This is a genomic window from Streptomyces sp. NBC_00078, from assembly GCF_026343335.1.
In the GTDB taxonomy this organism is placed as follows: Bacteria; Actinomycetota; Actinomycetes; order Streptomycetales; family Streptomycetaceae; genus Streptomyces.
Window position 1 is genome coordinate 780,526 of the sequence record NZ_JAPELX010000001.1, and the last position, 13,929, is coordinate 794,454.

The window sequence follows — 13,929 nt, forward strand, 5'->3', positions numbered from 1 at the left end:
GGCCGGGCCGCCACCCGGGGCGCCACCCGGGGCGAGCCATTCGCGCGTTCGCCACACTCCGACGACGGCGACGATCAATGAGACGGCCGGCTCAGCCAAGTGCTGTTTCAGCGCGCCAAATCGGGCGCCCTTGTTCGACCTGTCGCACATCGTTCGAAACCTCTTGACGCTGCACAGTACGCCGATTGACACTCTCGCAACACGACGTCACCGCCGTGTAACCCCAGGCTCCCGACAAGAACGTCGTCGTCGGCCCTCGTCCGTGCGCCCCTCCCGCCTCACCGTCCGTCATCAGCCATGTCTCAGCAGGGAACCTCGACATGACGCACATCGCACGACTTCGCAGCCGCGCGAGAAGCCTGGCGGGCCATCTCGCCGGACTGACCGCCGCCTCGATGCTTCTTGCCCTCGCCGGACCGGCACTCCCCGCGCAGGCGGCACAGTCCGCCGAAGTCTCGGACGTCACCGACGGACTGGCCCTGTGGTACAAGCTGGACGCCGATTCCGGGACCACCGTGAGCGACGCCTCCGGCAACGGGCGCACCGGCACGGTCAACGGCACCGCCGACTGGTCGGCATCCGGTCAGGGGCTCGCCTTCAACGGCACCGACACCTACATCAAGGTGCCGGACGACGTCATGAAGGGGATGGACTCGATCACCGTCTCCCTCGACGTACGCATCGACTCCACGCAGACCACGCCGTACTTCCTCTACGGCTTCGGCAACTCCAGCGGTGGCAACGGGAACGGCTACCTGTTCAGCACCGGCAACTCCTTCCGTGCATCGGCCGCGAGCGGCAACTGGTCGACCGAGCAGACCACCAAGCCGTCCGACTCCCACAATCTGGCCCGCTCGGTCTGGAAGCACATCGCCTACACCCAGACCGGCACCACGGGCGTGCTCTACGAGGACGGCGTCGAGGTGGGCCGCAACACCTCGGTGAGCATCACCCCCGGCGCGATCGGCTCCGGCACCACCACCGCCGACTACATAGGCAGGTCCGTCTACTCCGGGGACCAGCTCTTCAAGGGCCGCATCCGCGACTTCCGCGTATACGACCGCGCACTGGCCGGGTCCGAGGTCGAGCAACTCGCCCTCCCCGTCGACACCCAGGGCGTCGCCGACGACAAGGCGGCCCTCACCCTTGGTGACACCAGTGCCGTGACGGCGGATCTGGATCTGCCGAAGACCGGCACCGCGGGTGGCTCCAGCATCAGCTGGTCCAGCGACAACACCGACGTCGTCTCGGACTCGGGCCGGGTGACCCGCCCCGCCGCCGGTTCGCCCGACGGCCACGCCACCCTCACGGCGACCCTGAAGAAGGGCACGGTCACCGGCACCCGCACCTTCGAGGTCACCGTCCTGCCCGACCTCGACGACACCGCCGCCACCCGGCAGGCCGCCGACGCGCTGACCGTCCACAACCTGGATGACGCACGCGGCAACCTCACCCTGCCCGCCGACGGCGCCTACGGCACGAGCGTCACCTGGTCCTCCGCCGACCCCGACACGGTCTCCGCCGACGGCGTGGTCCACCGCCCCGCACATGGCGAGGGCGCCACCACCATCGGCCTGACCGCCACCGTCACCAAGGGCGAGGCGAGCACAACCCGCGTCCTGACCGCCAAGGTGCCCGAACTGCCCGCGAAGGAAGCCCTCAAGGGCTATATGTTCAGCTACTTCACCGGCGAGGGCACAGCGGACGGCGAACAGCTCTACTCCGCCCTCAGCAAGGGCAACGACCCGCTGCACTGGCGGGAGTTGAACGACGGCAAGCCGGTCCTGACCTCCACGCTCGGCGAGAAGGGCCTGCGCGACCCGTTCATCATCCGCTCCCCCGAGGGCGACAAGTTCTACCAGATCGCCACCGACCTCAGGATCTACGGCAACGGCGACTGGGACGCCGCCCAGCGCACCGGCAGCAAGTCCGTCATGGTCTGGGAGTCCACCGACCTGGTCCACTGGACGAACCAGCGGCTGGTGAAGATCTCCCCCGACAGCGCGGGCAACACCTGGGCGCCGGAGGCGTTCTACGACGCGAAGCTCGGCGAGTACGTGGTCTTCTGGGCGTCGAAGCTGTACGACAACGAGGCGCACTCCGGCGACACGTACAACCGCATGATGTACGCGACCACCCGCGACTTCTACACCTTCAGCAAGCCCAAGGTGTGGATCGACCGCGGCTACTCGGTGATCGACTCGACGATGATCCAGCACGACGGGACGTACTACCGCCTGTCCAAGGACGAGCGCAACAACACCTCCTCCACCCCCAACAGCAAGTTCATCTTCGAGGAGAAGAGCGACTCGATCCTCAACCCCTCCTGGACCGCGGTCGCGGAGGGCATCGGCAAGGGCACCATGAGCGCGGCCGAGGGGCCGTTGGTGTTCAAGTCCAACACCGAGGAGAAGTGGTACGCCTTCCTGGACGAGTTCGGTGGCCGCGGCTATCTCCCGTTCGAGACGACGGACCTCGACTCGGGCAACTGGACCCCGTCCACCGGCTACGACCTGCCCGCCAAGCCACGCCATGGCACCGTCCTGCCGGTCACCCAGGCCGAGTACGACCGCCTCCTGCGCGCCTACCAGCCCGACCAGTTGGTGCAGAGCGCCGAGAACGTGAAGGTGAAGACCAGGACCGGTCGGGCGCCGGTCCTGCCGGCCACCGTGATCGCGAAGTACGCGGACGGCGTCGAGCGGCCGGTCGCGGTCACCTGGGACGACGTCCCGGCCTCGGCCTACGCGCAGGCCGGCACCTTCACCGTGACCGGCCACCTGCCGGACGGCGCGGCGATCCCCGTGCAGGCCGAGGTCACCGTGTCCCAGGAGGGCGGCGACATCCCGGCCGGCCTGCTCCTGCACTACGCCTTCGACGAGACGGGCGGGAACATCGCGGTCGACTCCAGCGGCCACGGCTACCACGGCACGTATGTCGGCACGCCCGGCTTCGGCACCGGCGTGGACGGCGGCTCGTTCAAGATGTCCGGCGACTCCGGTTCGCCGTATGTGAAGATCCCGAACGGTGTGCTGAAGAACGCCGACAGCGTGACCGTGTCGATGTACGCCAAGTGGAAGGGCGGCAGCGGTTTCCAGTGGCTGTTCGGGCTCGGTCCTGACAGCGACAAGTACCTGTTCGCCACTCCCTCCAACGGCGGCAACAGCCTCTACTCGGCCATCACGAAAGCGAGTTGGTCGGCGGAGTCGAAGGTGACGGCAGGCTCGCAGCTGACGCCCGGCCAGTGGCGGCACGTCACCGTCACCCTGGACGGCGCGACGGGCACGATGGTCCTCTACGTCGACGGCGTCGAGGCGGCCCGTACGACGACCACCATCAAGCCGTCGGACCTGTACGACGCGAACAAGGACTACAGCGGCTACATCGGCCGGTCCCTGTACTCGGCCGACCCGTACTTCGGCGGCGAGGTCGACGACTTCCGCATCTACGACCGGGCCCTGTCGGCCTCGGAGGTCATGGAACTCAGCGGCAACACCGCGGGCATCGCCAAGGCGACGCACCCCGCACTGAAGGTGGACGCCATCGTCGACGACGCCGACAGCAAGGTCACGCTGCCCATGAAGGAGGGCACCGATCTCACCGCGCTGGCCCCGGAGTTCACCCTCGCCCACGGCGCAGCGATCAGCCCCGCCTCCGGCAGCGTGCAGGACTTCACCAAGCCGGTGGCGTACGAGGTGACGGGATCCGACGGCAAGAAGCGCACCTGGACGGTCTCGGCGCTCGTCATGAAGAGCCCGGTCCTGCCGGGTCTGAACGCCGACCCGAACATCGTGCGGTTCGGTGACACCTTCTACATCTACCCGACGACCGACGGCTTCGACGGCTGGAGCGGTACGCAGTTCAAGGCGTACTCCTCCACCGACCTGGTCCACTGGAAGGACCACGGCGTCATCCTCGACCTGGGTCCCGACGTCAGCTGGGCGGACAGCAGGGCCTGGGCGCCGACGATCGCCGAGAAGGACGGGAAGTACTACTTCTACTTCTGCGCCGACGCCAACATCGGGGTCGCGGTGTCCGATTCGCCGACCGGTCCCTTCAAGGACGCGCTGGGTCACCCGCTCCTGAAGGCGGGCCAGTTCAGCGGCCAGATGATCGACCCGGCGGTCTTCACCGACGACGACGGACAGTCCTACCTCTACTGGGGCAACGGACATGCCTACGTGGCTCCGCTGAACGACGACATGACCTCCCTCGACACCTCGAAGATGAAGGACATCACGCCCAGCGGCTACAACGAGGGCTCCTTCGTCATCAAGCGCAAGGGCACCTACTACTTCATGTGGTCGGAGAACGACACCCGCGACGAGAACTACCGCGTCGCCTACGCCACCGGGCCCTCCCCCACCGGCCCCTGGACCAAGCAGGGCGTGATCCTTTCCAAGGATCTCTCCCTGGGCATCAAGGGCACCGGCCACCACAGCGTCGTGCACGTCCCGAACACCGACGACTGGTACATCGCCTACCACCGCTTCGCCCTCCCCGGCGGCGACGGCACGCACCGCGAAACCACCATCGACAAAATGGAGTTCGACGCCGACGGTCTGATCAAGAAGGTCGTACCGACCCTGACCAGCATCGATCCGGTGACCGTCGTCCACGCGGGTCCGGACGTCACCGGCACCGAGGGCGACGCGATCCCGCTCGCCGGCACCGTCTCCGGGGCGGGCACACCCCGCTGGACTCCCGACGACGGCGCACCCTGCACGGTCGCGGACCCCGTCTCGGCCCGGACCACCCTCACCTGCACCGACAACGGCACCTACAAGATCACCCTGACCGGCGGCCGCAGCACCGACACCACCACGGTCACGGTCTCCAACGCCGCCCCGTCGATCACTTCGGCGACGGGCCCCGGCTCGCCGACTGCCGTAGGGAAACGGGTGGTTGTCAGCGCCGCCTTCACCGACCCGGGCACCTCGGACAGTCACACCTGCACGCTCGACTGGAAGGACGGCACCCGTCCGACGGCCGGCAGCATCACCGGCTCCGGAGACGGCTGCCGCGCCGAGCACACCTACGTCACGGCGGGCATCCACCGTCCGGTGATCACCGTCCGGGACGACGACGGCGGCAAGGACAGCAGGACGCTTGCCGAGCTGATCGTGTACGACCGTGACGCCGGCCCGGCGTCCGGTGCCGGCACGATCACCTCCCCTGCGGGCGCCTACCCGGCCGGGCCGGGGCTGACCGGCAAGGCGGCCTTCGCCTTCGACGCCCGGTACCGGAAGGGGGCCGCCAAGCCCACCGGACAGGCCACGTTCGTCTTCGGTGCCGCCCGGCTCACGTTCCGCTCCACCGGCTCCGACTGGCTCGTGGTCTCCGGCTCCCATGCCATCGAGCAGGGGTCGGGCACTGTCGACGGCAGGAACGGCTACGCGTTCCGTATCACCGCGACCGACGGCCCCGACACCTTGCGTATCAGGATCTGGAAGAAGTCCAACGGCGACGTGGTCTACGACAACCGGACGGGCGCCAAGGTCAAGGGCTCCGTCACCGTCGGAGACCACCGGCACTAGGGCGTCCTGGGGCGTGTTGTGAAAGTGCTGGTCACAGCTCCTCGTTGGGAACTGTGACCAGCATGGTTGTGGGCCGGCACGTGGCCGGTCAGTGCACCAGCAGGTCGATCACGCCCGTCAGGTCCTCCTCGCCGCTGCCCTCGGCCGGGCGGCGGCGCATCAGCTCGAAGTAGGGGCTGTCGAGTACTCACTGACCGAGGACGGCAAACGCCTCAACGACGCACTCCGGCCGCCGGCCGCCTGGGGTGGCGAGCGGCCGACCGGCCGAGGGCTGGAGGAGACGGCGGGCCAGAGTGTTGCGCGACGCGCCGGATGAGAGCGACGGCGACACGGCCGTTGATGACAGCGGACGTGAAGTGACCCCTGCGACCGGCGCAGGGGTTCCCGGTGTTCACGGTGTCGGCTTCTCGAGGTGTTCGATCCCGGTCGGCGGCGCCGGCTCTCCTGGTGCCCCGGGGCTCGTTCCCGCGCCGGATCCGCTAGCCGCGCGAGAGGTCGCCGTCGTGCGGTCCCGGCCGGCTGTGTGCGGTGTCGTCGTCGCGGCTCACCTCGTGGTGACGGCCGTCGGGGCGGGGAAGCGGCTTGAGGTCGACCTGGATGCGGTGCGTGGAGTCATGGCTCACCGAGCCGCCCAGGCGTGCCTCGACCACACCCAGCCGCAGGCCGGCGCCGCCTTCGCCGGCCCGGTGGAACTGCACCGAGAACTCCAGGCTGACCTGCTCCACGCTGAACCGCCAGTCGCTCTCCGCGCCCTCGGCCTGGGCCCGCGCGAGCTCGGCTCGAACCGTGCCGATGGCCTCCGCGAGACCGATCGGTTCCGAATCCCCCATGTCAACACACCCCCGAATTCCGCTGATTGGCCGATCCAGACTGGTCACAAGTCTAGGGAGGCACCATGCTCCGCGCGTAGTGTGAGACAGCATGGGGGATTTACGTGCGGACTGGAGACTGAGGTTACGGCGCGAGGGCGCGCACGGCCCCATCTGCGGCGCCGGCGTGCTCGTCGACCAGAACACCGCGCTGACCTGCGCACACGTGGTACGCACCCCGGACGCCGTGATGTGGCTTGAGTTCGCCGAGAACAGTGACATCGAACCCGTGACGGCACGGGTCCTGCCCGGCGGCTGGCTGCGCGCGAGCGAGGACGTCGCCGTGCTGGGCCTGGACAGCCCACGGCCGCAGGCACGGCCCGCCCCGCTGGAACCCGCGCTGTGGGGCGGCATGGAGGTGTACGCGACGGGCTACGCGCGGGGCTTTGACGACGGGATGAGCCTGTGGGGCCGCATCGGCGGGGCCAGCGGCGAGCGGGTGCAGCTCGACGCCGTCACCAAGGCGGAGGTGGTGCGCAAGGGCTTCAGCGGCGCCGCCGTGTGCACCCGCCCGCAGGAAGGTCGTCCGGCCCGTGTGGTGGGCCTGGTCGTCAGCTGGCGCGGTGACATGGAGGAGGTACGGCCCGAGGACAACCGGCTCGCCTTCTCGTATCTGGTCCCCGTCGCCCGTATCGCCGAACTCTCGCCGGTGATCAAGGAGTTGAGCGGCCCCCACGCATGGGACCGGCCCTTCGAGGAGCGGTTGACCCGTTGGTTCGAGGACCCGGACGAGGATCCGGTGAAGATCACCGTGGTCCCTCCGGGCGTCGGCAAGGACCGCTCGCTGCGCCATCTGGAGCACCGTGCGCAAGTCGTGCATCGCGGCGGTTCCAGCAGACCGGACCTCGCCGACCACGCCCTGGACCAGATCACCTTCCCGACCGGCGAGTACCTGGCGTACTGGGACTGGCTGCGCGGTACCGGGCCCCGGCCCGCGCAGGCGGCCGACCGTGCGCCCGTCCGCCCGGTCACGGTCCTCGTCGACGGCCTCGACCGGGAACCCGAGCCGGATGCGCTGATCGAACTCCTGGGCCGGCTGCGGGTGTTGGGCTTCAGGCTGCTGCTGGTCTTCCGGCACGAGGGCGGCACCGGCTGGAACGCGGCCCGCGACAAACTCCTGCGGCCCGCACTGTCGAGCCACGCGGACGCGCTCCTCGACCGCCTGCAGCGGGCGGAGTTCAGCCGCGCGGTCCGGCTCGGCGTCGTCGACAGCGCCTCCCTCCACACCCTGACCGAGACGGCCGACCGGCGCCGGCAACAGCGCCGCCTGATCGACGCTCTGGCGGACTCGCAACAACAGCTGACCCGGCTGCGAGAGCTGATCAGGACCGTGCGAGCCGACTTACGCCACCCAGGAGGCCGGGTATGACGGGCAGGCCGGGTATGACCGGCTCCGCGCGGCCGGGGCAGCAGAGGGGGACGGCGAGAGGATGACGGCCTGTCCGCACCGGCGCTTCACCGGGGCCCCCTGCGGCGGCACCGTGCTGCCCACCGGCCACTGCGCCGAGTGCGGACGCGCGGAGAGCGGTCCCGGGCTGCCCGTACTGCCCGCGGACCCACGGGACTTCGGCCCCCACGACCTCCTCGCCCTGCCCGAGCGCGCGCCACGCCCCGCGCAGGAACGCCTCATCCGGCCCGAGGCACCGCTGCGCATCCGCATGGGCTGCTCGGCCGCCGAATGCGGCATCACGTTCGCCCCGCCCTACACCGAGGGACAGGTGCCGACGGAGGGGTTCTGCCCGGCCTGCGGCGCGCGCTACTCGTACAAACCGGAGCTCACCGAGGGCGGGCTGCTGCGCGACCAGTACCGGATCATGGGGCCCATCGCGCACGGCGGCCAGGGCTGGGTCTACCTCGCCGAGGACACCCATCTCGGTGACGTCGTCGCCGTCAAGGGACTGCTCAACCGCTACGAACACGACGGCGCCAGGCTCGCCGACGTCGAACGCCGCAACCTCGTCGCCATCCGCCACCCGCGCATCGTCCAGATCCGCGACTTCGTCGCGCGCAGCGACCGGGCCGGTCAGGTCACCGGTGGCTACATCGTCATGGACGACGTCGGCGACGGCACCCTGGAGAAGGTCGTCGAGGAGACCCGGCGGGGTGAGTCGGTGCTCGACATCGAGCACGTCGCCGCGTACGGCTGCCAGATCCTGGAGGCTTTCGTCCATCTGCACGCCGGCGGCGAACGCGTCTTCGTCTACGGGGACATGAAGCCCTCGAACGTCGTGCACCACGGGGACGGCGTCAAGGTCATCGACCTGGGCGGCATGCGCGAGCAGGACGAGAGCCTGCCCCAGCCCCCCGCCCATGTCACTCCCGAGTACATGGCACCCGAGACGGGGTCCGCGGCCGTACCCACCGTTGCCCACGACCTGCACACCGTCGGTGTCACCCTGCGGGAACTCGCCCGCTGGGCCGTCGACGAGGTACCCGGCCTCGGCACCGCCTCCTTCTGGTGGGTCGTCGAGCGCGCCACCCGCGGCGATCCGGGGCTGCGCTTCGCCGACGCCCGGGAGATGGCCGGCCAACTGCGCGGCGCACTGCGGGAGATCCGCGCCCTGCGCGGAAAGAGCGACCCGCCCGAGCCCTCCGACTACTTCCGGCCGTCCCCGCAGCTGCTCGGCGCCCGGCTCGGCACCGTGCCGGGCATCGAGCACTGGATGGACCGCCCACGCCGCGACCGGTACTGGCCGCCCGAGGCCCCCGCCCTCGACCTCGGTGCGCCCACGCCCACGGAGATCGCCCGCTGCCTGCCGGTGCCAAGGCGCTATCCGGGCGATCCGCAGACCGCGCGGTTCGAGGTGAGCAGCGGCTACGACCCGGGCCAACTCCTCGACCAGGAGCACGAGAAGCCGCAGTCGGTGGAGATCTGCCTGCACAACGTGCGCGTTCTGCTGCGCCGCGACACGCTGGAGGACCTGGCGCTCGCCCAGGAGGAACTCGACACCGCGGACTCCATCCCGGGGCCGTCCGCGGTGCGCCGGTGGCGGCTCGAATGGCACCGCGCTCTGCTCGCGCTGCGCAGCGCCGGCCTGGAGGAGGTTCCGCGCCGGGTCGCCGAGGCCAGGAGCCACTTCGCGAAGGTCCACCTCGAACTCCCCGGCGAGTACGCGCCCAAACTGGCCCTCGCCTACTGCGGGGAGCGACTCGGCGACGACTCGGCGGGGCCCACCGCGAAGGAACTGTACGAGGCGGTGTTCGCCCGCAACCCCGCGCACGGCGGCGCCGCGCTCGGCCTGGCCCGGCTCGCGCTGCGTGCGGGGGACCGCCGCGGGGCCCTCGACGTACTGGGCCGGGTCCGCCCCGGCACGCTGGACCACACCGTCGCCCGGATCGCCTCCTTACGCATCCGCGCGGCCCGGCTGCCCGGGGACGGCGATCCGCTGCCGTCTCCCACCGAGGTCGACGCGGCCCTGGCCGAACTGCGCGGACTCGTGGGGCGGCGACCGGGCGCGGGCGAGCCGAGCCTGTCCGAGGACGAGGCGCTGCGCCTGAGCACCGAAATGCACGAATGGAAACTGGACGCGCTGCATGCCCGCAGCGACCGGCCCGGTTCGCCGGGAACGGGAGCAGGAGCCGGACGGCTCGACGCCCGCCGCCTCAGACGCCTGAGCCCGCAGGAGCGCGAGTTGCGCAGACAGGTGGAGTCGCACTATCGCCAACTGGCTTCACGCCACCGGGAGTCGGTCACCGTCCACGACCACCTCGTGGACCTCCTGCACGCGGTACGCCCCCAGACCAGGTTCTGACCGCACGGAATCCACGGACCGGACGGCACCCCACGCGGTCCGGACGGCGACGAAGGGGAAGGAGCGGTGAGGTACGAATGAGCAGCCACACCCGGCCGCAGCAGCCGGGCATCCAGCTGCACGTCGATCTCGACGGCGATCTGCGCCCGCACCGCAGCGTGAAGATCGAAGCTCATCTGCGGGTCGACGTGTCCGCCGACGCCGCCCCCACCGACCTGCCCGCGGTCGAACTCGCCGTGATCATCGCGGTGGACGTCGCCCAGCCCCACCGGGAGGCCGTCCGACGCGCCCTGCCGGCCGCGTTGCGTGCCCTGCCCGACGGCATATCCTTCACGGTGCTCGGCAGCGGCCCCGAGCCGGTGCGGTGCTATCCGCGGGGCGACGACGAGTGGGCCGTCGCCGACCAGCACGAGAAGCGGCGGGCCGCCTTCGCCGTCGGCTCGCTCCCACTGCACGGGGACGGCCCGCGTCCTGCCGGGTACGCCGCCTGGGCGGCCAGGTCACGCGCCCTGCTCGTCGGCCGCCCGCTGTCCGTACGGCATCTGGTACTGATCACGGACGGCAGCAGCGCTCCGGGCGAGACCCGTCTCGAAGAGGAACTGGACGCCTGTGCCGGGCAGTTCACCTGTGATGTGCTGGCGGTGGGCGCGCAGTGGGCCCCGGACCCCCTGCTGACCCTCGCCGAACGGCTGCACGGCACCGCCGAGTTCGTGGACGAGGGCCTGGGCCGGACGATCACCGCGGCCATCAAGCGCCTGCGCCGGGTGCACACTCCCCAACTGCCGATCGAGGTGACCGTACGGCCGTCGGTGCGCCAGGTCTCGCTCCACGAGAAGGCACCCCGGCCGCACCGTCTCGGCGGGCTGCCCCAGCCCGGCCGGCCGCATCGCTGGAGCTTCCCGACGTACCAGTGGGAGCAGGGCAGACGCGACTACCTGCTCACCCTGGTGGCCGACGCCGACGCCGATCCGCTGGAGACCGAGCTGCAGTTCGCCATGGTCTCGGTCGGCGAGGTCCATGCGCCCGTCACCGCCCGCTGGCACCGTCCCGCGCAGCCCCCGCCGCACGCCCCGGCGGGTGCCGACAGCGTGCGCGACCTGAACGCCACGGGCCGGATGCGCAGTGCTCTGCGCCAGGGGCTCGTCGCTCTTCAGAACCACCGACGGGACACTGCCGAGGACTGTCTGGGGCAGGCGGCACGTCTGGCTGCGGAATTCGGCACGGACTGGGTACTGGCCGAGATCCGCGCGGTCGCCGACATCGAGGACGCGCCCGCCGGGCGGGTCCGGCTGCGCACCGCGGTCGACGCCGGCACGCTCGGCCCGATGATCCTGCGCGCCGGGTCCCGCCCCGGCGGACTGCTGACCGAGGCCGTCACCACGCGGCCGGGTCCGCGCTGCGGAGGCTGCGGCACCGTGGCCGGGAGCGAGGCCCGTTACTGCATCGCCTGCGGGGAGAAGCTGCTGTGAGGACCGGACCCGTCGCCTTCCGGCGCCGCAGCTCCCTCGCCGCTTTCTGGCGCAGGCGGCTGGCCCCGTGGCGGACCCGCCGGCTGCTGGAGGTGCATCTGCTCGTCCTGACGCTGTGCGCGATCGTGGGGGCGAGCGCGCTGCTCGGCTGCTACCGGCAGACCCAGCATGGTGTGGAGGCGCTCTCGTCCCGGGAGGCGCCGGCCGTGCAGGGGCTCGCCGCGGCCCGGCTCGCGGCGCTGCGTGCCGATTGGGAAGTCCGCGTCCTGGTGACCAACCACCTCGTCGACGTGGCCGGCGCGGGCAAGTCCTACCGGTCCCAACTGTCCGCCGCCGACCAGGGGTTGTCCCGGATCGCGGACCGGACGGACCAGGACCTGGGCACCGTCAACGGTCTGCTCGCCGCCTACGGCAACTCACTCAACCTCGGCATGTCCATGGGCCGCGACCAGCAGCTCATGCAGGAGCAGAAGTTCGACGAGGCGACATCGCTGCTCACCCGCAAGGATGTGGGTCTCGCGCCCCGGCTGAGTTCACTGCAGCGGATCCAGATGACGCACGCCGAAGCCACCGCCTCCCTGGGGAGGTGGCAGCGCGGCGGCTGGTGGCTCGCCGAACTCACCCTCGGGGCACTGGCATTGACTCTGCTCTCGGCGCTGTTCGTGCTGCGCGACCGCTGCGGCCGTGACTGGAACCCGTATCTGCTCGCGGCCTTCGTCATCACCGTGCTGCTCGCGGTGGTCCCGCTGATGACGACGTTCTCCACCGAGCGCGATCTCGACGACTCGATCAGGGGCCTGGGGACGATCAACGACATGTCCCAGCAGGACTGCTGCGACGACACTCTGCCCGGTACGCAGCGGCAGGTCACGGAGACGTCCGAGGAGGTCCGGCGGGAACTTTCCGACGGCGCCTGGACCGACAGGGTGTACCGGGGCACCCTGATCGGCGGTCTGCTGCTCATCGCCCTGCCCGCGTCGGGGCTCGTTCTCCGGCTCGACAGCGACTACTGGAGGCGACGGTGACGCGGCGGTTCAAGATGCTGGTCTTCCTGGTGGTGATGCTGCTGATCGCCGCCGCCGGGATGGTGGTCGTCTGGGCGCAGCACGACGACGAGGAGCCCGTCACCATCCTCGGCACATGGACCGCCGGCCAGGAAAGGGACTTCAAGGAGGTGCTGCGCAGCTTCGGCATCCCCTTCCAGTATCAGGGCACTGCGGCGCAGCGTGAGGTGCTGCTCTCCAAGGTGCAGGCGGGGGAGCCGCCGGACATCGTGATCATGCCGGGCCTCGGCGAACTCGCCGAGTACGCCGACCAGAAGCACCTCAAGCCGCTGGAACGGCTCTATCACCCTCAGGAGTACGGCTCCCCCTGGAGGCAGACGGGAGAGACCTCCCAGCACGTGTTCTGGGTCCCGGTCAAAGCGGACCTGAAGAGCATCGTCTGGTACCGCCAGGGTCACAGGCCCGCCACCTCACCTGCGCCGCTGCGGAGTTGGTGCATCGGCATGGGTGACGACGGTGCCTCCGGCTGGCCCGGCACCGACTGGATCGAGGATCTGGTGCTGCAACGGGCGGGGCCGGGCGTCTACCAGGAGTGGGCGCTCGGCAGGCCGGGGAGGTGGTGGAGCAGTGCACCGGTGCGCGACGCCTGGCAGGCGTGGGCCCGTCTGCTCCAGCAGGACAGGGGCCTGGCCAAGCAGGCTCTGCTCACCGACCACCGCGGTGACCCCGACCACCACGGCCTGCTCTTCGACGGCCGGCACGGATGCACTCTGGAGCATCAGGGCTCCTTCGCCACCTCTTTCTACGGGGAGAAGTACGCGAAGCGCGCAGCCCTGGTGGACTCCGCGCCGCTGCTGCCCGGCGGCCCGGACCTGGCTCGCGGCCATGAGGTGACCGGTGACTTCGCCGCCCTGTTCAGCGACCGTCCCCAGGCCCGGGAACTGATCGAACGGCTCGCCTCCAGGGCGGGCCAGCAGAAATGGGCCGACACCGCGGCCGTCTTCTCGGCGAATCGCCAGGTGCGGCCACGGAACAACGCGGTCGAACGCGAGATCGTCGAGCGGCTCAATGGTGACGGTCCCCGCTGTCTGGACGCCTCGGACGTCATGCCGCCCGCCGTGCGGGACGCCTTCTACGAGGCGGCCCTGCTGACCATCGCAAGGGTCGCCGCCCACGAGGACCCGGGCATCGACGGGCTCCTCCAAGGTGTGCAGCTCGTCCAGAAGGCCCAGCCCTCCAGGCCTTCGGTACCGCGGACGGTGTGCAGCACGGAGTGAAGGCCTTCACCGCCGCTGTCCCAG

Annotated in this window: 8 protein-coding genes; 7 read left to right on the forward strand and 1 reads right to left on the reverse strand. The window is 70.4% G+C overall.

Translation table 11 applies throughout. The annotated features are described in order from the left end of the window. Positions 1-320 precede the first annotated feature (320 nt). Positions 321-5,534: a family 43 glycosylhydrolase gene (locus OOK07_RS03640; protein ID WP_266794949.1), complete on the forward strand. Its 5,214-nt coding sequence runs from the start codon at positions 321-323 to the stop codon at positions 5,532-5,534. A 91-nt stretch (positions 5,535-5,625) separates the two neighbouring features. Further along, positions 5,626-5,850 (forward strand): hypothetical protein, encoded by a 225-nt coding sequence (locus OOK07_RS03645; RefSeq protein WP_266676889.1) that lies wholly within the window; start codon positions 5,626-5,628, stop codon positions 5,848-5,850. A 163-nt stretch (positions 5,851-6,013) separates the two neighbouring features. On the opposite strand, the gene OOK07_RS03650 is transcribed toward OOK07_RS03645, so the two are convergent. After that, positions 6,014-6,364, reverse strand: a complete 351-nt coding sequence (locus tag OOK07_RS03650; protein ID WP_266676890.1) for a trypco2 family protein — start codon at positions 6,362-6,364, stop codon at positions 6,014-6,016. Between the two features lie 91 nt (positions 6,365-6,455). On the opposite strand from OOK07_RS03650, the gene OOK07_RS03655 reads away from it, so the two are divergent. From OOK07_RS03655 to OOK07_RS03675, 5 genes are all read left to right on the forward strand, one after another. After that, positions 6,456-7,772, forward strand: a complete 1,317-nt coding sequence (locus OOK07_RS03655; RefSeq protein ID WP_266794950.1) for a S1 family peptidase — start codon at positions 6,456-6,458, stop codon at positions 7,770-7,772. Between the two features lie 61 nt (positions 7,773-7,833). Next, positions 7,834-10,155 carry a tetratricopeptide repeat protein gene (locus tag OOK07_RS03660; protein WP_266794951.1) on the forward strand — a complete coding sequence of 774 codons (2,322 nt, stop codon included), beginning with the start codon at positions 7,834-7,836 and terminating at the stop codon, positions 10,153-10,155. A 77-nt stretch (positions 10,156-10,232) separates the two neighbouring features. Further along, on the forward strand, positions 10,233-11,624 hold the full coding sequence (locus OOK07_RS03665) for a vWA domain-containing protein (protein ID WP_266794952.1): 1,392 nt from the start codon (positions 10,233-10,235) through the stop codon (positions 11,622-11,624). Beyond that, a complete protein-coding gene (locus OOK07_RS03670; protein ID WP_266794953.1) occupies positions 11,621-12,649 on the forward strand; it encodes a hypothetical protein in 1,029 nt (342 codons plus the stop codon). The genes OOK07_RS03665 and OOK07_RS03670 overlap by 4 nt, the downstream gene beginning before the upstream one ends. Continuing rightward, complete coding sequence (locus OOK07_RS03675; protein WP_266794954.1) at positions 12,646-13,905, forward strand: carbohydrate ABC transporter substrate-binding protein; 1,260 nt, start codon at positions 12,646-12,648, stop codon at positions 13,903-13,905. Before OOK07_RS03670 ends, OOK07_RS03675 begins: the two co-directional genes overlap by 4 nt. The last annotated feature ends 24 nt before the right edge of the window (positions 13,906-13,929 follow it).